This window comes from Veillonella ratti (genome assembly GCF_003992115.1).
GTDB lineage: Bacteria > Bacillota > Negativicutes > Veillonellales > Veillonellaceae > Veillonella_A > Veillonella_A ratti.
Genome location: NZ_RQUX01000001.1, coordinates 141,674 through 166,583, shown reverse-complemented (window position 1 = coordinate 166,583; position 24,910 = coordinate 141,674). Strand labels below are relative to the sequence as shown.

The 24,910-nt window shown below is 44.0% G+C and carries 18 protein-coding genes and 1 pseudogene; 9 read left to right on the top strand and 10 right to left on the bottom strand.

Annotated elements, in window-relative coordinates; genetic code table 11:
* Positions 1-285 precede the first annotated feature (285 nt).
* From aroQ to EO124_RS00690, 8 genes are all read right to left on the bottom strand, one after another.
* Entirely contained in the window at positions 286-726 is a 441-nt protein-coding gene (gene aroQ, locus EO124_RS00725; protein ID WP_127057886.1) for a type II 3-dehydroquinate dehydratase, read from the bottom strand.
* Positions 707-1,966, bottom strand: coding sequence for a shikimate kinase (locus tag EO124_RS00720; RefSeq protein ID WP_127057885.1), 1,260 nt, complete (start codon positions 1,964-1,966; stop codon positions 707-709). Before EO124_RS00720 ends, aroQ begins: the two co-directional genes overlap by 20 nt.
* 109 nt (positions 1,967-2,075) lie before the next feature.
* The gene (gene aroC / locus EO124_RS00715) at positions 2,076-3,170 is read right to left on the bottom strand and encodes a chorismate synthase (protein ID WP_127057884.1); all 1,095 of its coding nucleotides are present in this window, start codon (positions 3,168-3,170) and stop codon (positions 2,076-2,078) included.
* 34 nt (positions 3,171-3,204) lie between these two features.
* Positions 3,205-4,572, bottom strand: a complete 1,368-nt coding sequence (aroA, locus tag EO124_RS00710) for a 3-phosphoshikimate 1-carboxyvinyltransferase (RefSeq protein WP_241230632.1) — start codon at positions 4,570-4,572, stop codon at positions 3,205-3,207.
* Positions 4,559-5,641, bottom strand: coding sequence for a 3-dehydroquinate synthase (gene aroB / locus EO124_RS00705; protein WP_127057883.1), 1,083 nt, complete (start codon positions 5,639-5,641; stop codon positions 4,559-4,561). The genes aroA and aroB overlap by 14 nt, the downstream gene beginning before the upstream one ends.
* 39 nt (positions 5,642-5,680) lie before the next feature.
* Positions 5,681-6,694 (bottom strand): 3-deoxy-7-phosphoheptulonate synthase, encoded by a 1,014-nt coding sequence (aroF, locus tag EO124_RS00700; RefSeq protein ID WP_021841748.1) that lies wholly within the window; start codon positions 6,692-6,694, stop codon positions 5,681-5,683.
* Positions 6,695-7,191: 497 nt separating this feature from the next.
* Entirely contained in the window at positions 7,192-8,220 is a 1,029-nt protein-coding gene (locus EO124_RS00695) for a ribonucleotide-diphosphate reductase subunit beta (protein ID WP_127057882.1), read from the bottom strand.
* A 190-nt stretch (positions 8,221-8,410) separates the two neighbouring features.
* Positions 8,411-10,696, bottom strand: coding sequence for a ribonucleoside-diphosphate reductase subunit alpha (locus EO124_RS00690; RefSeq protein WP_127057881.1), 2,286 nt, complete (start codon positions 10,694-10,696; stop codon positions 8,411-8,413).
* A gap of 519 nt (positions 10,697-11,215) precedes the next feature.
* Between EO124_RS00690 and EO124_RS00685 the strand changes: the two genes are divergently transcribed.
* The 4 genes from EO124_RS00685 (at position 11,216) to purB (ending at position 14,445) form a co-directional block, all read left to right on the top strand.
* Entirely contained in the window at positions 11,216-11,458 is a 243-nt protein-coding gene (locus EO124_RS00685; protein ID WP_021841751.1) for a DUF2922 domain-containing protein, read from the top strand.
* Between the two features lie 123 nt (positions 11,459-11,581).
* Positions 11,582-11,794 (top strand): DUF1659 domain-containing protein, encoded by a 213-nt coding sequence (locus tag EO124_RS00680; RefSeq protein WP_127057880.1) that lies wholly within the window; start codon positions 11,582-11,584, stop codon positions 11,792-11,794.
* A 264-nt stretch (positions 11,795-12,058) separates the two neighbouring features.
* Positions 12,059-12,976 (top strand): hypothetical protein, encoded by a 918-nt coding sequence (locus EO124_RS00675; RefSeq protein ID WP_127057879.1) that lies wholly within the window; start codon positions 12,059-12,061, stop codon positions 12,974-12,976.
* 176 nt (positions 12,977-13,152) lie between these two features.
* Entirely contained in the window at positions 13,153-14,445 is a 1,293-nt protein-coding gene (gene purB, locus EO124_RS00670; protein ID WP_127057878.1) for an adenylosuccinate lyase, read from the top strand.
* Positions 14,446-14,888: 443 nt separating this feature from the next.
* On the opposite strand, the gene EO124_RS00665 is transcribed toward purB, so the two are convergent.
* Both EO124_RS00665 and EO124_RS00660 read right to left on the bottom strand, forming a co-directional pair.
* Entirely contained in the window at positions 14,889-16,211 is a 1,323-nt protein-coding gene (locus tag EO124_RS00665; RefSeq protein WP_127057877.1) for an MFS transporter, read from the bottom strand.
* A gap of 148 nt (positions 16,212-16,359) precedes the next feature.
* Entirely contained in the window at positions 16,360-16,884 is a 525-nt protein-coding gene (locus EO124_RS00660) for a transcription repressor NadR (protein ID WP_164726519.1), read from the bottom strand.
* A gap of 363 nt (positions 16,885-17,247) precedes the next feature.
* Between EO124_RS00660 and EO124_RS00655 the strand changes: the two genes are divergently transcribed.
* The 5 genes and pseudogenes from EO124_RS00655 (at position 17,248) to EO124_RS00635 (ending at position 24,770) form a co-directional block, all read left to right on the top strand.
* On the top strand, positions 17,248-18,537 hold the full coding sequence (locus tag EO124_RS00655) for an adenylosuccinate synthase (protein ID WP_021842061.1): 1,290 nt from the start codon (positions 17,248-17,250) through the stop codon (positions 18,535-18,537).
* A gap of 314 nt (positions 18,538-18,851) precedes the next feature.
* Positions 18,852-19,436 (top strand): annotated as a pseudogene (locus tag EO124_RS00650) (DedA family protein); the annotation flags it as partial.
* 149 nt (positions 19,437-19,585) lie between these two features.
* Positions 19,586-21,301, top strand: a complete 1,716-nt coding sequence (locus EO124_RS00645; RefSeq protein ID WP_127057874.1) for an ArnT family glycosyltransferase — start codon at positions 19,586-19,588, stop codon at positions 21,299-21,301.
* A 114-nt stretch (positions 21,302-21,415) separates the two neighbouring features.
* Complete coding sequence (locus EO124_RS00640; protein WP_127057873.1) at positions 21,416-22,129, top strand: uracil-DNA glycosylase; 714 nt, start codon at positions 21,416-21,418, stop codon at positions 22,127-22,129.
* 502 nt (positions 22,130-22,631) lie between these two features.
* Positions 22,632-24,770: a ribonuclease J gene (locus EO124_RS00635; RefSeq protein ID WP_127057872.1), complete on the top strand. Its 2,139-nt coding sequence runs from the start codon at positions 22,632-22,634 to the stop codon at positions 24,768-24,770.
* Positions 24,771-24,910: the final 140 nt, after the last annotated feature.

Sequence of the window (24,910 nt, the reverse complement as noted above, 5' to 3'; positions counted from 1 at the left end):
TATCGTCAGGCTTTGATTTGGTTGAAATTATTCCCCAAACTGCAGCGGGGGCTGGGTTTGGGGAGTTGACAAAGAAGAGAAGAAATCAGTTTTACACTAACAACTTATCCTATAGAAACAAGTACTAAAGCGAGTACTAAACGAATTATCATACTTAAAACTTACTAAACAAACTTACCACAAAAGTTTATATACCGGAAAAGAGGTTTGAAGTTGAGCACCATGGCTCATCTTCAAACCTCTTTTTTGTAATTATTGAATTTTTATCAGGCCGTAAAAGGTGTCTTATTCTTTATCGCCATACGTATCAATAAGATAATCCATGGCTTCGATATAGCCTTTAAGACCATGGCCTTTGATGGTTTTTTCAGCATATTCGCTTACATAGGAGAAATGACGGAAGCTTTCTCGTTCATCAGGATTGGAGATGTGCACTTCCACCGTAGGGAGGCCAATCGCTTTTAAGGCGTCAAGAATAGCTATTGATGTATGCGTATAAGCGGCCGGATTGATAATGATGGCTTCGGCGTCATTATGGGCCGCCTGAATTCGGTCTACCAAGCTGCCTTCGTGATTACTCTGATAAAAACTAACCGCGATATGACGATCATGCGCATGTTGGCGGATCATTTGAACGAGCTGTTCATACGTTTCAGAACCGTAAATATCCGGCTCTCTTAAACCTAACAGATTAATATTGGGGCCGTTAAGAATTAAAATGTGCATGATATTCCTCCTCAATCTGAGCAGCGCCGGTATCCGGATCGCTTATGTCCAAACTACATTGTGAAAAGGCTTCGTACAGTGGTTCTCTTACAGTATATAAAGATTCTAAGCGCTCCAGTCCCCCCTGTGAAAGCGGACGACTGTCAACGGCTAATTTCTCAAGGGGACGGCGAAGCCAATAGATACGACCGTTTTGGCGCAAAATAGGATAATTAACCGGTTGAGTTACAACGCCGCCGCCGGTGGCAATAATGGCTCCGGTGGTTTTGCAAAGTTCGGTGAGGAGGGCCGTTTCTTTTTCACGAAATTGGGCTTCCCCATAGGTTTTAATATATTCGCCGGGATGACAGTACCGTTCTTCAAATACATCATCACAGTCGATGAGCGGTCGCTGTAAGCGTTCCGCGAGAGCGGTGGCGATAGTTGTTTTGCCTACACCGGGCATGCCGATGAGAATAATATTTTCCTGGGCATGACGCATTTGACGAATGATAGTTTCCGTTGCTTCCGGTGGAAACTCTTTTTGCATAAATAGCTTAGCCGCCGCTACCGCCTGCCCTACGAGCATGGGGAGACCATCGGTATAAGGAATGCCGTGTTTCTCCGCTTCTATAAGAAGAGCCGTGCGATAAGGGTTATAAATCACATCGGCTACGCCTTTGAGTTTAGGAAAATCATCCAATGAAATTAAGCTATCCGGGCAATTCGGAAAAGTACCGACCGGCGTGGCATTGATGAGTACATCGGCATCGGCCCCATAGCTTTTGGCGTCACTATAAAAAGGTGCTGTTTTACGGGAAAGATGGCTAATCTCTTTGGCTCCCAAATCGGTTAGGGCCACATGAATCGTATGGGCTGTCGCACCATCACCTAAAACGACAACTTTTTGATTTTTGATGTGGATGCCGGCTCGTTCCAACATGTAGATGAAACCATCGTAGTCCGTATTGTGACCATACCATGTATTGTCGGCTTGGCGTACCATGGTGTTGACGGCCCCGATATGTTTGGCCGCGTCAGATAAAGTGTGACAGGCACTCATGACATCTTTTTTATACGGAATGGTAACGTTTAGGCCCTTCAGTTCGGATTGACCTAAGAACTCGGTTAATTCTTGAGGAGCTCGTTCGTACAGCACATAGTCGGGATTGCCGAGAGCCTTATGAATTTGTGGCGAATAGCTGTGTCCCAAGGTTTTGCCCAAGAGGCCAAAAGGGGTCAGCGTAGAAGTATGATTCATAATAATATCCTTTCCGTTCACTGGAAATGTGTATTTCGGTACCGACTATAATAGGTAGTCGCAAATTAGGAAAATATTAGTTTACCCTTAATTAAATTTTAGACCATTATTAATCAAGTTCAATAGTGTTATCTAAGAGAAAATCTAATAGGACTAAGGCGGTGACAGCTTCAACAACCGGCACGGCACGAACGGCGATGCAAGGATCATGACGACCTTTAATCTGTAAATCCGTATTGGCAGCTGCTTCATAACTGAAGCTTGGCTGTACTTTGGCAATAGAGGCAGTCGGCTTCATGCCCACTTTGAGGACGAGTGGCATGCCGTTGGTAATACCGCCTTGGATGCCGCCGCTATTATTGTTTAAGGTGCGAACTTTGCCGTTTTCTAAACGGAACGGATCGTTCTGATTGGAACCGCGGTCGAGGCAACCGTCAAAACCGCTGCCGAAAGCAACGCCTTTAACGCCGGGAATACCAAAAAGGGCACGGCTAAGACGATTTTCAATGCCGTCAAAATTCGGATTCCCAAGGCCCGCCGGCAGCCCCGTAGCAAACAGCTCTATAATGCCGCCCGTAGAATCACCCTCTTGGCGTAATTCATCAATATAGGTAATTGCTTTAAGGCGTGCCTGAGCGGATACCATGGCTACGGTTTCGTGGCTTACTTTTTGAAGTGCCGCCATATCCGGTTCGGTGAAGCTCATAGTGGTATCTTGTACCGAGCCAATCTGTTTTAAATGGGCACCGAGTTCAATGCCTTTTTGTTTTAGAATTTGTAAGGCAATGCCACCGGCACAACAGAGTGGGGCCGTGAGGCGCCCCGAGAAATGACCGCCACCGCGCATGTCTACTTTTTCACCATAACGCATACGCGCCGTATAGTCAGCATGGGATGGGCGCGGTATATCACGTAAATTATTATAGTCTTTAGAATGCTGATTCGTGTTTTCGATATAAAAGGCAAGTGGTGAACCACTGAGTTGGCCGTCTACGAGGCCGCTTAGAAATACGGGATGATCCGCTTCTTTACGTTGGGTGGTAATTAAACTTTGCCCCGGGGCACGGCGTTTCATAAAGCGGGCCAAGGCCGCTTCATCGACGGTTACACCGCATGGCAGACCGTCGACTACGGCGCCGATAGCCTTGCCGTGGGAGGCCCCGAATACGGAAATAGTAAGATTTTTACCAAAACTTGAACTCATAAGTGTCTCCTGTTTTGAAAGGTTAGATAGTATATTATTTGGCGTGACCGCCTAATTGATTCCAATGGCTGAAGAATAGCGGATAAGATTTATTGATGGCCTGACTGTCGGTAATCGTAATCGGATCATCGCTGTATAGCGCCATGAGTGTAGCGGCCATAACGAGACGATGGTCATTGTGGGAAGTAACGGTGCCGCCGGTAAGACTTCCGGTGCCGTTAATGTAGAGATTATCTCCCTCAATGTGAGCGGTGCCGCCTAAAGTTCTCACCAAATCACGAACGGCTAATAAGCGGTCTGATTCTTTAAGACGCAATCGTTCGCCGTTGATAAACCAGCTTTCCCCTTCGATACTGCAGGCTAAGGCCGCTAAAACAGGCAATAAGTCAGGACATTGCTCTAAATCAACCGTTATAGGGTCGATGGCGCGACCTTCACAATGAAGGCGTAGCGGTACTTTAATTTTGTCCAATTCATCATCTTCAACAACGGTACCGTCTTCTGTTTGCCATTCCACGGTGGTGCCGGCGCAGTCAACAATATCTAAGATGCGTCGATCCGCCTGTGTCGAATCGGGTTGCAAATTAGTGATGGTAAGCGGTTGGCCGGTGATGGCGGCGGCTACGAGCCAAATGGCACTGTTTGACCAGTCGCCTTCGATGGGATAATTTTCGAGGCCGCGGTAATGTTGCCCTTTGGGAACCGTAAAACTGTTGCCGTCGTCAGAGGTATAGGCGGTAACGCCAAAATCCGCCATGACATGACGTGTCAACGTCACATAATCGCGGGATTGTAACGGTGTTGTGCTGTTTATTAAGGTATCTTCATCTAGTTTTGGTGAGGCCAATAAGAGACCGGAAAAAAATTGACTGCTCACATTGCCTACCATTTCAAAAAGCCCACCTGTTAAATGACCGCTAATGGTAAATGGCGGCTTAGCTGCCGAAAAGGTGATGCCATGAGCTTCCAATTGGCTTTTTAAAGGCTCCAACGGGCGATCCGGTAAACGACCGGCTGCGGTTACATCGGTAGTATCACAAATGGCGGAACCTACCGATAAGAGTAAGCGCAAGGTAGTACCTGATTCGTGAGCATCAATGGTGCCGTGTTTTTGGTTTTCGGGGATGGGTGTGACAGTAACCCCGCTCTCTGTTTTCTCAATAGTAGCACCTAAGCCACGCAAAGAGGCAATAGTGGCGTCAATATCTTCTGAATAGTGTGCAATGAGTAAACTGGACGGGCTGTCCGCCAAAGCAGCGGCAATCAAGGCACGATGAGCGTGGGCCTTGGCCGGAATGGCCGCAATGGTACCGGTTGGAATGGCTCCGGTTACGGTAACGGATTCAGAATGGACAGTCGCAGTTTTGGTTGCTTCAAATTCAGATGGATTAGTTGGCACCATGGTGTTTTACCTCCTTTATGGCGTAATTGGCTAATTCGCTGTGTGGTATGGTGCGAAGTTCGCACTGCCCCCAACGATTCGGATAAATAATGGTAATAGTTTGGCCGTGACTTTTTTTGTCATGTAAAGCGGCCTCTAACAGTTCGTTAATACTGATAGTCGTGTTAATCGGCAAATTATGAGCGGCCAGTAGATTTAAAAAGTTATTTAATTCGGTTTCACTGATGTGTCCGTTTTTAAAAGCGGCACGCATCATGAGGGCCATGCCGATACTGACAGCCATACCGTGTTTTACGGAAAATTCACTGCAAAGCTCGATACCGTGACCAAACGTGTGGCCAAAGTTGAGCAAAGCTCTGACGCCTGATTCTTTTTCATCGGCGCTGACAATTTTTGCTTTGGCTTTCACGCATAGGGCGATAATCGCTTCAATATGGGGAAGGTCATCTTGACGTAAGGGATTAGTCATTAAATCAGCCAGTAAATCGGGATAACCGAGCATGCCGTATTTAATGACTTCACCGCAGCCGTTACTGAATTCATCGGCGGGCAAAGTGCTAAGTGCAGTTGGGTCACAGAGTACTAAAATCGGCTGTTTAAAAGCGCCCCAAAGATTTTTGCCGGCTTTTAAATTAACGGCCGTTTTACCGCCAACAGATGAATCCACTGCAGCCAATAGGGATGTAGGCATCTGGATATAGTCGATGCCCCGTAAATAGGTGGCCGCCGCAAAACCCGCCATATCACCGACTACACCGCCGCCTAAGGCGATAAGTAAATCCTTACGGGTCAGCGCTTTGGCCGCCATAAATTCCACTAAATCCAATAGTCGCGCAGCGTTTTTTTCTGTTTCACCATGAGGGAATACGTATTCATATACCGTATAGCCCGCCGCGGTGAGTTGCTTTTTGACAAGCGCTGCATAATGCGGAGCTACTCGGTCATCACTGACGAGCATGGTCGGGCAGGGGCCCTTAAGGGGCTTAATATATTCTATTATATGTTGTAAAACCCCGTCTTCAATGATGACATCGTAGGCAGTGGAGGCTTCGATATGAATACGTTCCATGGTAACTCCTTTTACTGGGTATCAATTAACGGGTCTTAATTAAGCTTTTTGACCGGTAACAATTTCGCGCATAGCGAAAACATCTTTGGTGAGGGACGCAAACTGATCGGGACGTAAAGCTTGCGGACCGTCGCAAAGCGCTTTGGCCGGATCAATATGAACTTCAATCATGAGACCATCCGCACCGCCACCGGTGGAAGCGAGGGATAAAGGTCGAACCATGCGGCTCATGCCGGCAGCGTGGCTCGGGTCCATAATAATCGGTAAATGACTGAGCTCATGAATCATTGGAATCGCCGTTACATCAAGGGTATTACGGGTTTTCGTTTCGAAAGTTCGAATGCCTCGTTCGCAAAGTACGATTTGTGTATTGCCTTCGCTCATGATGTATTCCGCAGCCATCAACCATTCTTCATAAGTTGCGGATAAGCCACGTTTAAGAAGAACCGGTTTCTTTAATTTGCCTACCTCTTTAAGTAAGGTGAAGTTTTGCATATTGCGGGCGCCGATTTGAAGCATGTCTACATTATCGAAGTACTGCAACTGGGATGGATCCATGACTTCGGATACGATAGGCAGGCCCGTTTCTTTTTTTGCCAGTTCCAATAAATGCAAGCCTTCAGGACCCATACCTTGGAAGGAGTATGGCGAAGTACGCGGTTTGAACGCACCGCCACGAAGAATAGTAGCGCCAGCTTCTTTGACCGCTCTTGCCGTTGCCAGCACTTGTTCCGGTGTTTCGACGGAGCAAGGACCGGCCATAATAGCGAAGTGGCCGCCCCCAATTTTTACGCCACTTACGTCTACGATGGTGTCCTCCGGATGGAATTTGCGATTAGCTTTTTTGAACGGTTCTTGAATGCGTGTTACTTTTTCAACAAAGTCTAGCGATTCAATTTGGCGCTTGTCTACGAGTGAGGTATCGCCGATGAGGCCGATTAATGAGTAGTTGTCGCCTTGGCTTGGATGTAACGTAATCCCTTGGGCCTCTAATTTTTGGCGTAACTCTTGAACTTTCTCCGGTGTAGCATTTTCCTTCAATGTAATAATCATAGTAATCTCTCCTCTTTCGTCACTTATGAATATTTGAAAACAGGTTTCGTTCATAAATTCCAATCCTTTACTGCTTGTACAACCTTCGTTGCTTTCAATAATTACTTTTAAGTGATAGTAAAAAAGGAGCTACCCGCGTGCACTACGGGTAGCTCCTTAACTATACTAAGCCTGACAATGATACCGAAATCAGCGTAGCCCAAATAGTCCTTTACCCGTTGCCTGGATAAAGAACCAAAAATAGAAGTATTGGCTGTTCATAGTGCTGATAGCGGTATTCATAATATTGGCTCCTCTCTTAAAGTGATTGCCAACATTATAAACCTAAGTTTCTATTCTGGCAAGTCTTTTTTTGCAAAACATTCGTAAACTTCAGGTAAACTAATTATTTAGTTGATTATGCGACTTATTGCTGAGCTTATTGTAAGGATACGGCTTGGCTAAAAAAGAAAAGCCGGCGAGGTGCCGGCCTTCCTGGTTTGGTTTGTAGCGCTGTATTACTCCAAATCGTCGAAGTCGAATGCGGCTGCTTTGGTATAATTCGTAACTTTTGCTTCAAAGAAGTCCGTTTTAGTGCTGTTGAGGTTGGAGAAACTTTCAATCCAAGCCATCGGATTTTCTTTGATGTCCGGATAGAGATGTTTGAGGCCGATGGCTTCTAAACGAATATTAGCCAAGTATTTGATATAGCGTTCAATCAATACATTGTTGATACCGAGGATTTTGTCATCCGTAATGTATTGGCCCCAAGCGATTTCGTTTTCCGTACCTTGACGGAGCATATCCGTAAGTTCCGCTTCCAATTCAGGCGTAAATAATTCAGGTCGTTCGATGCGAAGTTCACGAATGATGTTTTGGAATAAAACGAGGTGAGTTACTTCATCGCGGTTGATGTATTTAAAAATCGTACTAGTTGCTGTCATCTTGCCCTGGCGCGCCAAGGTGTAGAAGAAGCTGAAACCGGAGTAGAAATAAATGCCTTCCAAGATGTAGTTCGCCATGATAGTGCGAATCAAATTATGTTCCGACGGATCATCGCTGAAACGTTGGTAAATGTCGGCGATGAAACGGTTACGTGCCAAGAGGTGTTCATCTGTACGCCATTCGTCATAAATACGGTCACGGGTAATCGGATTCGTTACGGTGTCCAAAATATAGGAGTAACTTTGGGCGTGAATTTCTTCTTGGAATGCCTGAATGTTAAGCAATGATGCCACTTCGGCAGCTGTGATATAGCGGCTTAAGTTGGGTAAATTTTCACTTTGAATCGAATCAAGGAAATTGAGGAAGGAAATAATTTTGTCAAACGCACGGCGTTCGCTGTCGGTCAAGAACGGAAATTGTTTGATATCTTCGTTCAGCGAAATTTCTTCCGGAATCCAGAAGTTGTTGAGCATGGTACGGTACATCTGCGTTGCCCAGTCATATTTGATGCGGTTCCATTCGCGCAAGTTGGTCGTATTGCCACCAATCATGCTTTCCGTGCCGCGCTCGCCATGTTCGTTAAAAATAAATTTTTTATCCATAATGACATTCACCCTTTCTATATAAGTTGTTGTCTTTAGTATAGCATATTAAAGCGGTTAAACATATGAAATTTACGGCTAACCGGCAGTCATATATTGCTGTCGAACCGTTGCAAAACATCGTTTAATTGAAGCTTTATGGTGTTCGTATGACTGCCGGTCACTAAACCGCTTATTGTTTTAATTTAAATCAGGAAGAACAGCTGGTGCATTCGTCCATTTCGAGGGACTGATTGCGGATGTAGTAAATTGTTTTAACACCTTGTTTGTATGCTTCCACATAAAGGTTGAGGATTTCTTTGGCCTTAACTTGCGGTGTAATGTACAAGTTGAAAGATTGCGCTTGGTCAATGTGACGTTGGCGGGCAGCACAGGCACGAATACTCCATTGTTGGTCAATCGTGTGAGCTTCTTTGTAGAGCCAGAACGTGGAGTTATCGAGATCAGGGGCCGTTTTCGGAGTGAAGCTGCCTTTCTTTTCTTCGATGAAGAATTTTTTGAAAATAGGGTCGATACCGGCTGTGGTGTTAGCGATATTGGAGGTACTGCCGGTTGGGGCAATCGCCATGAGGTAACCGTTGCGCATACCGTATTTAGCTACATCTTTGCGCAATTGTTGCCAACGTTCGGATGTATAACCGCGGCGCTCGAAGTAAGCACCGGTTTCCCATTCGGAACCTTTGAAGGCAGGGTAGGCGCCTTTTTCTTTAGCTAGTTCCATGGATGCTTTAATTGCGTAGTAGGCAATGTTTTCAAATAATTTATCCGCTGTTTCAATGTGTTCTTCCGATTCCCACTGAATCTGATGACGCACCAAGTAGTGGTGGTAACCGCTCGTACCGAGGCCGATGGCACGGTATTTTTCGCTGGTCATCTTAGCTTCCGGTACCGGGAACTGGTTGATGGAAATAACATTGTCGAGCATGCGAATCTGAAGGGCTACATTAGCCTCCAATTCTTCGTCGGTAATTCGACCGAGGTTAATGGAGTTAAGGTTACATGTTACCATGTCGCCGGTCACCGTTTTAGTCGTGATGCTGCCATCCGGATTAATCACTTCTTCGCTAAGGTTGGTGAAACCAACGTTTTGCGCGATTTCGTGGCACAAGTTGGAGGCATAAATCATGCCTGCGTGTTTGTTCGGGTTGGCGCGGTTCGCTGTGTCGCGGAAGAAAATAAACGGCGTACCGGTTTCTACGGCACTGCGCATGATTTTTTTCATCATATCCAAAGCGCTGACCTGGATTGGGTGAAGATCCGGATTGTTTTCGCAAAGAAGATAATGTTCGGTGAAAGCTTTGTTGTTTTCGTCTTCATCGTAAAAATCTTCCAAGTTAAAGCCCATAACCTGCTGCACTTCATGTGGATCGAAGAGGCTGAAGTTTTCACGAGCCAATAAACGTTCCATGAAGATGTCCGGAATAGCAATGGCAGGGAAAATATCGTGAGCTTTACGACGATCGTCGCCGTTGTTGGTACGAAGTTCTACGAATTCGTAGAAGTCTTTATGCCAAATATCAAGTGTTACGGTAGCGCCACCTTTACGTTTGCCAAGCTGATCTACGGCTACGGCTGTATCATTGTAAAGACGAACCCAAGGGATAACGCCGCCGGAGGAGTTTTTGTAACCGCGAATATCACTGTTCAAGGCACGCACTTTACCCATGTAAATACCGAGGGCACCGCCGTGTTTGGATACGCGGGAGAATTTGCTGTTTACGTCGTAAATGGACCAAAGGTTATCGTCAACGCCGGAGATAAAGCAGCTGCTGAGCTGATGGAACGGCGTCCCCGCATTGGCCAAGGTTGGCGTAGCGGTGGTCATTTTTAATTCGCTCATTAAGTCGTAGAATTTTTTAGCGAATTCTACTTTGCGATCCCCTTCGATGAGGGCAAGGTGCATAGCAATCGCCATGAAACGTTCTTGCGGCAATTCATACACTTCTTTGTCGTAACCTTTTACGAGGTAACGATCGGCCAACAATTTAATGCCTTCATAGTTGAAGAGATAGTCTCGTTTAGGTTTGATGTAGTCCCCTAATTCTTCAAGTTCTTCTTCGGTGTATTGGGTGAGGAAGAAGTCCGCATAGCGCTTAGCTTCTACTAATTTTTTTACTAATGCAGGGAAGTTGCCGTAACCGAACGCTTTGTATTTGCGTTGGATGGCCGCTTCTTTATATAAGTCGAAAAGGAACAGGCGGGCTGCCACAAACTGCCAATCCTGGTTCATGCGGTTAACCATGTTGCCATAACCGTCGTCTACTTTTTGGATAACTTTTTCGATTGCAGTTTGCACCAAAATCTTCTGAATTTCTTTGGTGCTCATGCCGTCAACGAACTGTAATTTGGAGTCCATTTCGAGTTCGATAGGATCGCAGCTTTCAAGCCCCAAGCATGCGAAGGCAATCATCTTTTTAGTTTTTTCTACCGAGAGCGGTTCGTAATGGCCGTCTCGTTTTTTAATCATAATAGCCATGAATAAGGTTCCTTCCCGTTACAAAGTACTACATTTACACATAAAAATATGGCTCGCAAACAGTGACTTCACTGTATTTACGTAAGCCGTTGATACACTCATACCCTCTAAATACATCTATTTGGTACTATCGATGAGTTGTATTATAAATCAATATCTTGTATATGATATTAGTTATCATATACAAGATACACCTCATTATACTATTTTCCGACGGTGAAAAGAAAGAGGGAAATGTCAATCTGTATTGAATTTTTTGCATATGATGAATGAAGATTTCGGTTGGTGGAATTTAATGACTTGACATTTTAAAGTTGTGAGAATGTATAGGGTGTAAGCGGGTTCACAAGAAATGATGACTTGCTTATGACGTTTGCAAACGGTCAATGAGAATGATGAGAAACTCAATGGTACATGTACTTTTCAGTAATATGGACAAAATGAAGGGCTCTGTTTGATGTATGATTTTTTGGCATACATACATGGGGCATCGGACGGTTTTAACTTTAGGAGGCAACTATGGCTACAGGAACTATGAATGTTTTGAAAAAAGAATTACAACTTGTATTTTTAGATGATGAATTAAAAGAAACTACGGTGCGCATCAGTGTACCTAAAGCGGATGTAAGTCGCACTGCAGCCGAAACAGTGGCAAATTTGTTGATTGCCAAACGTTTTATGACCAGCGCCAAAGGTAAAATTTTAACCGGCTATAAAGGCGCTTTTATGGTAGAAAATACCAGTGCCCAATTGGTTGACTAATCAGCGGTCACCAAACGATATGTCTCAGCTGCAGGGTATCTTGCAAGATTAGATATATTCGGATAGCAGGATATGAGGTTAAAGTATTACGTATTATTAGTATAAATATATAGGAGGCTAATTATGGCAGACGCAACAGTAAAAGAAGTAGTAAAAATTCAGATTCGTTTAGATTTAGGCGATAATAAAGTAAAATCCGTAAGCATCGGTAATGTTAATCCGGAACTTAGCAATGCGGATTTTGAAGAAGTGGGCCAAGCTATGGCCGAACTTTGTGCTTATCCGTACAAAGATGTGGTTCGCGTAGAAACTACAACCATGACGCCTCAGGCTTAAGACTTTGGCTGTGGGGCTACCGGACAAGTAGCGGCGATATAAAATCCGAGTGATTTTAGTAAAATAATCTGTGTGATTTTACGGAAATAATATAAATAAAACGGTGTAATCTGGTTTAAACAGGTTACACCGTTTTTTATATTGAAAAAAATTGAAATAGAGTGCTCTTTAGTATAGGCAGCTGTATTGTATTTAAGTTATAATAAAAATATATAAAAGAGTTCTTATGTCTTATATTTTTAGTTTCATATGGAGGCATGATATATGACAATGTTTAATATGAAAAAGAAAGCATTCCTTGTTTTGGCCGGTTTGGCCATGGTGACTGTGTTGGGCGCCGGTAATAGTGCCGCCACAGCTAATGGCACCACAGCGCTTTCAGGGAGCGACAAAGATTTGGCAGCCATTGTTAATTATGCGACTCAGGAAGCTGTTAATGCAGGATCACCTTATGTGAACCGAGGCATACCAAAACAGGTGTTAGAAGCGTTTATGCCGGCATCGGGTGCTAAGACGGTGCTCACGAATGAAAGTAATTCTTTGTATAAAGAACAAGCCTTACGGGTAGCTTTCCCTATGACAGATGCATCGAAATATGATTTAGTGCCGAATTTTGACGGCTTCCCAAAACGGATTCCGTCCTTTGCCAACAATGTATCCGTGTTTTATATTCCGCAATTTATAAAAGCCGGTGGAGAAGCGCAGGTTAGTTTTACCGGTACGGCTTCCGAAATGGCACCGTATATCGGGGAAGCGCTTAAGTTAGCGATTATGCAGACTAATTTAACAGATAGTCGTTCGGTTTATGTAAAAATGGAGCCTAATTCAGACATGCAATTTGCCGACAGTTTACGCGAATTATTACCTGGTTACAAAATCGTGACAACGCCTGAACTAAAGAATCTTGGACCGTGGCGTGATTTCTGGAGTGATATTATCGATGTAACATCAGTAAATAGCGAAAATTATGTAACGGATCAGTTATTCGATAATGACACGAATAAAAAAGCTCAGCAGCAACTATTAGGCTATTATTCGTATAATTACAATATGGTGAACTTGGATGATTCCTATACCTACTATATTTTTAGCGTAGGGACGACATTTAATCATGCATACGTAACCGGTGCGGCCGTGAATAAAGCGGGCACGAAGATTGTTTATTTTTACAAACAGCAGTAGTGGATGTGATTAATTGGGAAGTAGCTATTGATGAGCAGTATTATATTAGCAGACATAAACCCGAATATTTTGCTTAAAATAAGCATTAACGTTCGGTAAAGTTTATTGACCCTTATTTTTTACTATGTTAAAATGAAAGAGTAATATTCAGTCATTTCGATGGAGGTTAAAGACACATGATTCAACGGTATACAAGAGAAAAAATGGGCCATATTTGGAGCGAACGCAACGAATTTGACCAAATGTTGGAAGTAGAAATCTTAGCTTGTGAAGCACAGGCTGAATTGGGTATTATCCCTAAAGAAGCGGCTAAGGTTATCCGTGAAAAAGCGAACTTTGATGTAGAACGAATTCATGAAATTGAAAAAGAAACGAATCACGATATTATTTCTTTCGTAACCGCTGTCGGTGAATACGTTGGCGAAGAAGCTAAATACATTCACCTCGGTCTTACATCTACGGACGTAAAAGATACGGCTCTCGGCGCTATGATGAAACAGGCTTGCGACATTATTTTGGAAGACTTGCATCAGTTCCGCGATGTACTTCGTCGCCGTGCCGCTGAATTTAAATACACTCCAATGGTTGGTCGTACTCATGGTATTCATGGTGAACCTACTACTTTCGGCTTGAAACTTTGCCTCTGGATGGCTGAAATTGAACGTGATATTGAACGTTTGGAACATGCAAAGAAAAATGTAGCCGTTGGTAAAATGTCCGGCGCCGTTGGTACTTACTCCGTTAACGATCCGTTCATTGAAAAATATGTGTGTGAAAAACTCGGTTTGGAACCGGTAAAAATTGCAACTCAGGTTATTCAACGTGACCGTCATGCTGAACTTTGCAGCACTTTGGCAATCATCGCCAGCACTTTGGATAAAATTGCTCTTGAAATTCGTCACTTACAACGTACGGAAGTGCGTGAAGCAGAAGAATATTTCAGCCCTAAACAAAAAGGCTCCTCCGCTATGCCTCACAAACGCAACCCAATTACTTGTGAACGTATCTGCGGCTTAGCTCGTGTGGTACGCGGCAATGCTCAGGCTGCTTTGGAAGACGTGGCTTTATGGCATGAACGTGATATTTCCCATAGCTCCGTAGAACGCGTTATCTTACCGGATAGCACGATTACGGTTGATTACATGTTGTCCTTGGCTATTAAAGTTATCGACAAATTGTTGGTATATCCGGAAAACATGATGAAAAACTTGGAATTAACCGGTGGCTTAATCTTCAGTCAGCAAATCTTAACAGCTCTTGTAGACAAAGGTGCTGTTCGTGATGAAGCGTATCGTTGGGTACAACGTCATGCTATGGCTCGTTGGTTGGAAGGCAAAGAATTCAAAGCCGGCTTAAAAGGCGATGCTGATATTAAAAAATATCTTACCGATGAAGAAATCGATCACCTCTTCGACCCACATCGTATGTTAAGACATGTGGATACGATTATGGCAAGATTCGGATTATAATAAAATAGCGAGAATGTCTTCGTGAGTTGAAGGCCGTGATGTAATTTCTAAGGCTTGGTTTTGCAAGCAAAAAAGACCCTTAGAAATCACAATCACGGCCTTCTTTTCGCATAGAACATTCTCGCTGTTTTATTACAGGGGGGTGTATGGAAGGAGAAGAGGCTTGGTTTCTGCAAGCAGAAAAGGCCCTTAGATAAGGACTTCTCGGGGTTTTTCCATATAACCTCGCGCTGTTTCATTTCTCTTCTCTCCGTCATAGTGAATGCGGCGTGAGGTGCTGAGCGAAGCCCTGAGAGATCCGCGGCTGATATGAGATGATAGAAAAAAGTGGCGAGGTATCACGGTAAAAGGGTCTTCCTTCAAGCCTTTGGACGTGATATCTCGCCACTTCTATTTTTATTCAGTTGAGGAGTTTCTCAGGGCTTCTTCATTCCTCCGCCGTTTTACTTAATTCCTTCTAGTGCTTGCTTTTTACTTTCCTTACCAAAGCTCAATACGACGAGTGCAATGATGACGAAGACGGAGGCAAAGAGGTAAAAAATAGAGTCCATGTGCATTTCATGGGATAGGAGAAAACCGACTAAAAATGGAGCAATGATGCCACCGATACGACCGACGCCGGCGGCCCAACCGGAGCCGAGGCCACGGATTTCGGTAGGATATAATTCCGGTGTGTAGGTGTAAATAACACCCCAGGCACCTAAGTTGAAGAATGACATGCAAATGCCGGACGTCAACAACATGGCTTCCGAGGTGGCATGACCAAAGAAATAGCTGCTGATACCGCTACATAATAAATAGAGCGATAAGGTATAGCGACGTCCGATTTTATCAACTAAATAGGCTGCTGAAATGTAGCCCGGGAATTGTGCTATGGTCATGATTAAGAGATATTCGAATGATTTTATAATGGTAAAACCTTGTTGATAGATTAACGAAGGGAGCCACATGAAAATGCCGTAGTAGCTGAAGACAATGCCAAACCAGGTAATCCATAACATGCAGGTGCGCAAGGCATATTGTTTGTTCCAAAGAGTGCCAAGGGTAGGGCGAGAGTCGTTGGCTGTTAACATAGTTAAATCGTCTTTGGTGCAACGCGTGAGAGGAACCTTGGTAGCGGCTTCTACTTGAGCGATGGTTGCGTTCAGTTGGTCAAGTTTTTGCTGTTTAATCAGATAACGCAAAGATTCCGGCATGTGGGAGCGAATGACCCCGGTATAGAGGGCCGGCAAGGCCCCGATGGCAAGACCGATACGCCAACCGTAAATCGGGATGATAAGATAAGCGATGAGGGCCGCTAAAAGCCAACCGATAGCCCAGAAGCTTTCCAGCATGACGATGAAACGGCCACGGGAATCTTGCGGTGAATATTCTGTAATCAAGGTAGCTACTACAGGGAGTTCCCCGCCGAGGCCAAGGCCTACCAATAAACGACAGACGAGCAAAAACTCGTAGTTAGGCGCCATTGCTGACAGGGCGGTGGCAATACCGTACAGTAACATGGTCCAAGTAATGATTTTTTTACGACCTATATGATCCGCTAAAGCACCGGCCAATACGGCGCCGATGGCCATGCCCAAGAGGCCTACACTGCCGAGCATACCGATTTCTGTGCCCGTGAGATGCCATTCTTTGGTTAATAACGGCATGATGAAGGAAATAATGCCCGTATCCATGGCGTCAAAAGCCCAGCCGATGCCGGCAATGAGTAAAAGTTTGTAATGAAAGCGATTAGGTTTCATCGTGTTCAATTCATTAATAATCATCGAGTCACCCCTATTTTTATACCTAAAACAAAAAGTATACAGATTAACTATGTGTATACTTTTTAACTATACAGCAATAACTTTCAGATAGCAAGGGCTTTTTTTGAAAAAAGTAAGCAAGATAATTATATGAAAAAACACCGGACAGTTATGCGTCCGGTGTTACTATTATGTGTAAATCCTGTAATGCTTTGATAATGTGATCCATTATGTCGGGCGTGGGTGCTTCAATCAGATGGGTGTGAAGACCGTTGTTTAATCGGGAGAGCAAACCGCTGGTAGACTCTTTTTGTTTGTTTAAAAAGGCCTCAATATCGTCGTCTGTTTTGATTAACAAGGGGGCAGTGAGCGTCCCGTACACGTCGTGGTTGACAGATACATTGTGAACCAGCCCGCCCATGGCGACAATCGTGTGTAATTCCGTCACTACATCCTCCGGCTTATGACGGCAGGTTATAGTGCGTAAAACACCCTGCGTTGGAGTTTTGCTGATTTCATACCCTTTTACGGTAGAACGAATCGGATAACCGTCGGCACGGAGAGCAGCCATGTCGTTTACGATTACCTGTCGTGTAACCCCGTAACTCTGAGCTAATTCATCACCCGTCAGCGGTGTCATACTTTCATTTAATATAGTTATGAGCTCTTGGCGTCGTTTTTCCTTTTTCTTCATGTGCTGGTTCACCTTGCTGTGAGAATACATAGGGAATTGAAATATAAGGGCGTGGCAGTGCACGTCCACACCCTTTGCTAATTTATATAATAATATTTAAATACTTACTGCTGTTTTCTATTATTTTATCTCATTTTATAGATTCATGCACTATAGTGAGATGAAACAATATAAAAATCTTTCCTCTCCGTTTCCCATACCTCCGTCGTTTTACTTGATGCACACTTTTCAAAGGTATGTTATAATAAATTGTATGATAATGTCTCTATATTTTACTTTTAGAATTAGATTTTTATAATTCAAATTTTAGAGCAGGCCATACCACAACTGACACTATGTGATACAAATGGAGGTTTGAATATTATGGCAACTAGTATGGTTATCGGAACCCAGTGGGGCGATGAAGGAAAAGGCAAGATCGTAGATTATTTAGCAGAACAGGCGGACGTGGTTGTTCGCAGTCAAGGCGGCAACAATGCAGGACATACCGTAGTAGTTGATGACGTAGCATTTGCGCTTCGTTTATTGCCTAGTGGGATTTTATATGACAATAAAATCAATGTGGTAGGCACCGGTACAGTTATTGATCCTAAAGTTCTTTTAGGTGAAATTGAAAACTTGGAAAGCCAAGGCAAAAGTGCTAAAACGTTGCAGATTTCCAATCGTGCTCATGTAATTTTGCCATATCATAATCGCTTGGATGAAGCGGAAGAAGCCTCTAAAGGTGCTTTGTCCATCGGTACGACTAAGAACGGTATCGGCCCTTGCTATGCAGATAAAGTAAATCGTATCGGCATTCGCATCTGCGATTTGATGAATGAAGAAGTTTTCAAAGAAAAATTACAATATAATGTTAAGATTAAAAATAAAATTTTGCGCGAAGTATATGGCGCCGAACCGGTAGATTACTATGAAATTTTAAAAGATTACTTAGAATATGCCGATCGTTTACGCCAATATGTACAAGATACAAATTACAATGTAGTATCTTACATCAAAGATGGTAAAAAAGTATTGTTCGAAGGTGCTCAGGCAACTATGCTTGATCTCGATCATGGTACATATCCATTCGTTACGAGCTCTCATCCTATTTCCGGTGGTGCTTCCGTAGGTGCTGGAGTAGGTCCTAATTATTTGAAAAATATCGTAGGTGTGGTTAAAGCGTATGCTACTCGTGTAGGCGCCGGCCCATTCCCATCCGAACAATTGAATGAAATCGGTGATTTACTCCGTGAAACCGGTCATGAATTCGGTACCGTAACCGGCCGTCCTCGTCGTTGCGGTTGGTTAGACTTGGCTGTAGTTAAATATGCAGCTGACCTTAACAGCCTTGATTATTTGGCAATTACTCGTCTTGATATTTTGGACAAATTGCCTGAAATTAAAATCTGTGTAGGTTATACTTTGAATGGTGAACCTGTTAAAGGATTCCCTGCAGATTTACAGGTATTGGAACAATGCGAACCGGTATATGAAACTTTACCTGGTTGGCAGACAGATATTAGCGGTATTCGTCATTATGATGAGTTGCCTGAAGCAGCTCGTCGTTATGTAGAACGCATTTCTGAAGTAACCGGCGTGCGTCTCGGTATCGTATCCGTAGGCCCTAACCGTAAACAGACTATCGTGTTGGAAGACGTATTCGGAGCCTAAGAGTTCTCGTATAGTTTTTTTGCATGATAGCAAAATGAAACAGTAAGTAATTTAGCCACTGAGTTAATTCGTTGACTCGGTGGCTTTTTTCGCAGTATTGCTGAGATGTAGCTTATAATAAGGTTTCTTGTTCACCCTTTGCTAACCCGCGTTTTACAACTTATAAACTTTTTATAAACTATGCATTTTGGTAATAACTTTGTGTTAAAAAGACAGAAATTATGGTAAAATAAAAGATAATGTGAGAAATTAACACACTCTGTAAGAGAAATATAGTTTGGTAAGTTGTAAACAAGTAAAAGGAGATATTAACAGTGGATTACCTGATTTCATTTTTGGAGACATACGGCTATGCGGCCATGTTTATTACGATGGTATTGGAAAATGCCAATGTTCCGATTCCCAGTGAGATTGTGTTGGGCTTCTCGGGCTATTTGATTGCGCAAGGCGTATTCGAGATGAATATGACCATGATTGTAGCTACGGCTGCCGGTGTGGTTGGCTCTATTTTATCCTATTGGATGGGGGAACATGGGGGCCGTCCGTTGCTTAGAAAATACGGTCGCTATATTTTCTTCAATGAACATAAATTTGAAATGGCTGAGAAAATGTTTAATAAATACGGCGGCGCTGCGGTGTTCTTTGGTCGTCTGTTGCCGGGGATTCGCACCTTTATTTCCTTCCCTGCCGGTATCGCCCGTTATCCTATGGGACGTTTTATCATTTGGACTTTACTCGGCACTATTCCTTGGACGATTTTGCTCGTATGGCTCGGCGTAAAATTGGGTGAACATTGGCAGGATTTGATTGAGTACAATCATGAATTCTTAGTTATTATGATAGTTGTTTTTGCTATCGTAGGCGCTTTCTTCGGCATCCGCTATTATCGCAGCAAAAAGCGCAAGCAAGATACAGCCGCTGTAAATGCAGTTGCCCATGACTCGAAGATTGAGACCAAAGAAGCGACAGACCTTACGGGTGAGGCAACAACCGAAATGAAAGACAATGCTGTGCAGGATAATACAACACAGCGCTAAGGAGGGATTAGATGCGACTTCATCGCTTGAGCGTCATTTGCTTCTTAATCGCCTTCGCCATGTTTGCTATCGGCAATGGCAGTTTGCCGATTACCGATCCGGTTGAGTCGAACTATGCATTGACAGCTAAAGAAATGGTCATGTCAGGCGATTGGTTATCGCCACAGATTTATCATGAATATTGGTATGATAAGCCTATAATGATTTATTGGCTTATTGCGTTAAGTTATAAAATTTTCGGCTTTTCCGACTTTGCCGCTCGTTTTCCGGGGGCTTTATTCGGGGCCTTGTCGGTAGGGTTCTTCTACCAGGTAGTGCGCAGCATTTCCGGCCGTCGTTTGGTATCGCTGTGGAGTGCTATGATTCTCGGTTCATCCCTTGAATTCTGGATTTTGGCGCGAGGCATCGTAACGGATATGGTGCTCTTGTGGGCGACTATCGGCACTTTGGCTTATGCTTATCGCGGGCTTACGGAACGCCGCACCTTGTTTATGGTGTGGGCATACCTTTTTGCGGGCATCGGTGTTTTGACCAAAGGACCGGTGGCACTCGTATTGCCGGGCATTTTGCTCTTAGTATATGCCGCTGTAATGCGTTCGGGCCGTATGCTCCGTTACATCTTAGCGTGGCAAGGTATTTTAGCTTTTTTAGTTGTCGTTATGCCTTGGTATGGCTATATGTACATGACACACGGGCAAGATTTTATTGATGGTTTCTTGGGGCTTCATAATGTGGTGCGCGCCACCCAGTCGGAGCATCCGGAAGTTAATCACTGGTGGTATTACTTAGTTATGTTCCCGTTGGCTTCGTTGCCGTGGACGGGCGCCGTATTATACGGCATGTATTACGGTTGGCGTTTTAAACAGCCGTTCTATATTTATTCCATGATTATGGGGTGGGGGACATTATTATTCTATACGTTAATGGCCACTAAATACCCAACGTATACATTTATCAGCTTGGTACCGTTTAGCTTTTTAGGTGCTTTTGGGGTTGTAAAAATATTGCGTCCCGGTCGCCCTCGTAAGTTGTCTTGGCTCATTATGGGGCCGGCCTTCTTCTTGTGGCTCGTTTTGGGCGTGGCAAGTTTTTATGTGCCTTGGGGCTTCTGGTATTTGTTGTATGTACTGATTGTGGTCGGTTTTATTTTGACCGGCCTGATGTATTGGAACCAGAAACGCTATATGTTGCCGGTAGTAGTTACTTTTATGACCATGGCCATTGCGGGGCTTGTTATTCATGAAGGGGTACAACCGCTGGTGGAACAGCGCTCATCAGTAGCTTATGCACCGATTGTGGCTCAGTATGACGGCGATATCTATTATTATGGTGAGTATAGTGCGTCGCTCGTGTATTATACAGATAAAGAAGTCACTAAAATTGAAGATGATGTGCTGCCTAATAAAAATAAGGTGCGTAGTAATGCTTGGGAAGGTAAAAACAAGATGCCTGCTCAATCAGTAGAAGAAGTGACGGAGCGTTTTCAGGCGGCCCTTAATAATGAAGCACGAGTTTTACAAAGTGTAACGAATGATAAGGGACAAGCAACCCGCTTGCCGATGGGTAAAAACCCGACGGAACCGATGCCGATTGATAATCCGGTAGCGCTTCATGCGCTGATTCTTGTGCCTGAGAAGTATCGGGGACATTTTGAAAAATCTTCGTTAGCGCCAATGGTGAAATTGCTGCGAGTTGAAAATAAGACATTTATTTACGAAACACGGTAAACAATCAGTTTGTTAACCATGTTGATTGGCGGAGTTTTATTTGAATTGTTATAGCAGGAAAGATGCTTTGTCAAAAGTGTGTTGAATGCGTGTAAATGCCGTAGAGGAGGTTCTATGAAAGATTCAATTAGTCGGTTTATAGATAAACTGGTAGCTTATGAAGGCTCTGATACGGTATTTAATCCGTGGCGTGATTACGATCCGGTTCTCGATGTATCGCAGGCGGCGCCTCAATGGCGACGGGAGCAATTAGAGAGTTATTTAAGAGCACGCTTAAAACAAAGCCGTTATCTTATTGTGGCTGAAGCCGTAGGCTATCAGGGTGGGCGCTTTTCCGGTATTGCCATTACTTGTGAGCGCATGCTCCTCGGTTTTCATAATGAAGTGAAACCCCCTATGATTTTGCCGGACGGCATAGGCAAACGGACGAGTCGTGCCAGCCCATTGTCGCTTAATAATAAACAACGTTTGGAAGGGTTTAACGAACCGACGGATACGGTAGTATGGTCGGCTCTTTTGGAGAATAATATCTCTACCTATGATGCTATATTGTGGAATATTTTTCCTTTTCATCCCCATGTAGCGAATCAGCCGTTGACGAATCGCACGCCTACGGAGACAGAAATTGTTACCGGCGGTCAGTTTACTAAGGACTTAATGGCCTTGCTTGAAGAGTACAATGGTGACCGACAGATTATTTGTGCCGTAGGGCGCAAGTCGGCGGATATTTTGGCTCGGCAGGGCATTGCGGCTCATGCACTGCGGCATCCCGCCAATGGCGGCGCCAAGCAGTATCGCGAGCAGTTCAAGGCTGCGATTGAGTGTTAATGCCAGTATGTAAGGACGGATGACGTGTTGGCGGGTATAAAATTAATGTAGTCGCCGGTTAGTATACGTAAAAGACATAGAATAAAAAAGTTTTATATATAGAGAACCTTCGATTAAATTGTCGGGGGTTCTTTTCGTTTTATATGACTTATGGTATACTATTCGTAAGATATTTGTTCGGCTTTGGGTTAATATAATGTGCAAAGAGTCATAATTCGGCTCTTTTTTCAGGTACACAATATGTGTAATCGCTCAGTTTTTTCACATTTTACCCTTTAACTTTACAGAAGCAGTATGCAGACGAAGAGGCGTGTCTTACAAAGAACGGTCCTTGCTTTTGTGTTGCATCCATACGCTTATGTGATGACAAGTTAATAATGAACGAGTGAATCTTTTTACGTACATCCCGCAATGGAAATCGGAGAATAGGTATACTCCGGACGGACGTACATGATTAAGGTATATTTAAGGAAATATAAAATTTAGGAGGAGTAATACATATATGTTAAAAGAATTATTGAACCAATTAACAGGCCAAAGCAATAATACTGCTAATGAGCCTAAACCGGCGGCTGAGAAAAAAGCAGCGGTAGCTAAAAATGTGGTGGCCACTGAAACGACAGGTGCCGATCAAGCACAGCAAGGCGGCGAAACCACTCGTCGAACCACGCGTCGTACCAATAGTAATCGCAATAGCGGTGAAACTCGTCGGCCAAGCACGCGCCGTACATCGAATGCATCCGGCGAAGGCACTAAACAGTCCGCACCGCGTCGTAAGAACACAAATTCTGCCAATGTTGCGGCTAATGCAGAAGGCACAGCTAAACCGGCTCGTACCAACAACCGTACGAATAATCGTACCAACTCTACACGTTATAACAATCGCAATGAAAAAAATACCGGCGAACGTGCCAATACTAATGGTCGTCACACATCCCACAGCAATGGTGATGCACATGCGGATCATCAACATCATTCAAGCAAAAAAGATAAGCTCATGATTATTCCATTGGGTGGTCTCGGTGAAATCGGTAAGAACATGACCGTATTCCAATATGGCGATGATATTATCGTATTGGATGCAGGCCTTGCTTTCCCTGAAAACGATATGCCGGGCGTTGATATTGTCATCCCTGACATGAGTTATTTGATTGAAAACCAAGATAAAGTACGTGCCGTAGTTATCACTCACGGTCATGAAGACCATATCGGTTCCTTGGCGTACCTCTTGAAAGAAATCAATGTGCCGGTATATGCTACAAACCTTGTTTGCGGTTTAATTGAAGGCAAGTTGAAAGAAAATAAAGTGGGCGGCGTAAAACTCAATATTGTAAAAGCGGGCGATGAAATTCGTGTAGGCTCTTTCAAAGTAGGTTTCATTCAGACGAACCACTCTATTCCTGATGCTTGTGCTGTTTATTTTGAAACGCCGGTTGGTACTGTTGTTCACACCGGTGACTTCAAAGTAGACCAGACGCCGGTAGACGGTAAATTGATGGACGTTCATAAATTTGCGGAACTGGGCAATAAAGGCGTATTAGCTTTGATGTCCGACTCCACTAATGTGGAAAAACCGGGATTTACCCCATCTGAAAGCACTGTAGGACCTGCTTTACTTCGTGCTGTAGGGGAAGCTCGCGGCCGTGTAGTACTCGCTACTTTCGCGTCCAACGTATCTCGTTTGCAGCAGGCTGTTGATGCGGCAGTTGCCTTCAAGCGTAAAGTTATCGTGTTGGGCCGCAGTATGGTTAACGTAACGGAAATCGCTCAGGAACGCGGTTACTTGAATATTCCGGAAGGAACTTTGATTGATGTTGATGAAATGGGTCGTTACCGTGATGACGAAATCATGATTTTGACGACGGGCAGCCAGGGGGAACCTATGGCGGGCTTATCCCGTATGGCAACCAATAATCATCGTACTATTGAAATTACTCCGAATGATACGATTATTATCTCCGCCACGCCGATTCCGGGCAATGAAGCAGCGGTTGGTCGTACCATCGATAATCTATTGCGCTTAGGTGCGGATGTAATTTATGGTCGTGACCGCGGCATTCACGTATCCGGTCATGGCAGCCAAGAAGATTTGAAAACCATGCTCAACTTGGTTCGTCCTAAATTCTTCATTCCGGTACACGGTGAGTATCGCATGTTGAAGAAACATGGTGAACTTGCTGTATCCATGGGCATTGTGAAACCAAATCACGTGCTTGTAGGCGACAATGGGCAGATCTTTGAATTCACCAGTCGTACAGGCCGCAAAGGCGGTCACGTTACGGCCGGCAAGGTATTCGTTGACGGTCTCGGTGTTGGCGACGTTGGCAATATCGTAATTCGCGATCGTCAGCAATTGGCGCAGGAAGGTATGGTTATCGTAGTTATGGCCATGGACCGTGCCAGCGGCCAGATTGTAGCCGGTCCTGATATCGTATCGCGCGGTTTCGTATATGTGCGTGATGCGGAAGATCTTATGAACGAAGCGCAAAAACGCATTGAACAAGTGATTGAAAAATGCGAAGCCAGTCAGATGAAAGATTGGGCTACCATTAAATCTCAAGTACGCGATACTTTGGGTAAATTCTTGTATGAAAAGACTCGTCGTCGTCCGATGATTTTACCGATTATCCAAGACGTATAAGTCGTACCGGTTGAGTGATGCGGTAAATTCAAGCTTGTTTATAAGTGGTAATTTACCCTCCTATATAGGTCGTAATTTGTGATTTTGTGGTTAATGATATTCAAAAACAATACAAAATGTTATAATAGGCGTATGACCTC

What these genes read in the sequence shown, in the direction of transcription:
- aroB (WP_127057883.1), bottom strand. Translation starts at nt 5,641, where the DNA reads ATGGAACGTATTCATATCGAAGCCTCCACTGCCTACGATGTCATCATT.
- aroF (WP_021841748.1), bottom strand. Translation starts at nt 6,694, where the DNA reads ATGATTATTACATTGAAGGAAAATGCTACACCGGAGAAAGTTCAAGAG.
- EO124_RS00645 (WP_127057874.1), top strand. Translation starts at nt 19,586, where the DNA reads ATGCGACTTCATCGCTTGAGCGTCATTTGCTTCTTAATCGCCTTCGCC.
- aroC (WP_127057884.1), bottom strand. Translation starts at nt 3,170, where the DNA reads ATGAGTTCAAGTTTTGGTAAAAATCTTACTATTTCCGTATTCGGGGCC.
- purB (WP_127057878.1), top strand. Translation starts at nt 13,153, where the DNA reads ATGATTCAACGGTATACAAGAGAAAAAATGGGCCATATTTGGAGCGAA.
- EO124_RS00675 (WP_127057879.1), top strand. Translation starts at nt 12,059, where the DNA reads ATGACAATGTTTAATATGAAAAAGAAAGCATTCCTTGTTTTGGCCGGT.
- EO124_RS00640 (WP_127057873.1), top strand. Translation starts at nt 21,416, where the DNA reads ATGAAAGATTCAATTAGTCGGTTTATAGATAAACTGGTAGCTTATGAA.
- EO124_RS00720 (WP_127057885.1), bottom strand. Translation starts at nt 1,966, where the DNA reads ATGAATCATACTTCTACGCTGACCCCTTTTGGCCTCTTGGGCAAAACC.
- EO124_RS00685 (WP_021841751.1), top strand. Translation starts at nt 11,216, where the DNA reads ATGGCTACAGGAACTATGAATGTTTTGAAAAAAGAATTACAACTTGTA.
- EO124_RS00635 (WP_127057872.1), top strand. Translation starts at nt 22,632, where the DNA reads ATGTTAAAAGAATTATTGAACCAATTAACAGGCCAAAGCAATAATACT.
- aroQ (WP_127057886.1), bottom strand. Translation starts at nt 726, where the DNA reads ATGCACATTTTAATTCTTAACGGCCCCAATATTAATCTGTTAGGTTTA.
- EO124_RS00655 (WP_021842061.1), top strand. Translation starts at nt 17,248, where the DNA reads ATGGCAACTAGTATGGTTATCGGAACCCAGTGGGGCGATGAAGGAAAA.
- aroA (WP_241230632.1), bottom strand. Translation starts at nt 4,572, where the DNA reads ATGGTGCCAACTAATCCATCTGAATTTGAAGCAACCAAAACTGCGACT.
- EO124_RS00690 (WP_127057881.1), bottom strand. Translation starts at nt 10,696, where the DNA reads ATGGCTATTATGATTAAAAAACGAGACGGCCATTACGAACCGCTCTCG.
- EO124_RS00660 (WP_164726519.1), bottom strand. Translation starts at nt 16,884, where the DNA reads ATGAAGAAAAAGGAAAAACGACGCCAAGAGCTCATAACTATATTAAAT.
- EO124_RS00695 (WP_127057882.1), bottom strand. Translation starts at nt 8,220, where the DNA reads ATGGATAAAAAATTTATTTTTAACGAACATGGCGAGCGCGGCACGGAA.
- EO124_RS00665 (WP_127057877.1), bottom strand. Translation starts at nt 16,211, where the DNA reads ATGATTATTAATGAATTGAACACGATGAAACCTAATCGCTTTCATTAC.
- EO124_RS00680 (WP_127057880.1), top strand. Translation starts at nt 11,582, where the DNA reads ATGGCAGACGCAACAGTAAAAGAAGTAGTAAAAATTCAGATTCGTTTA.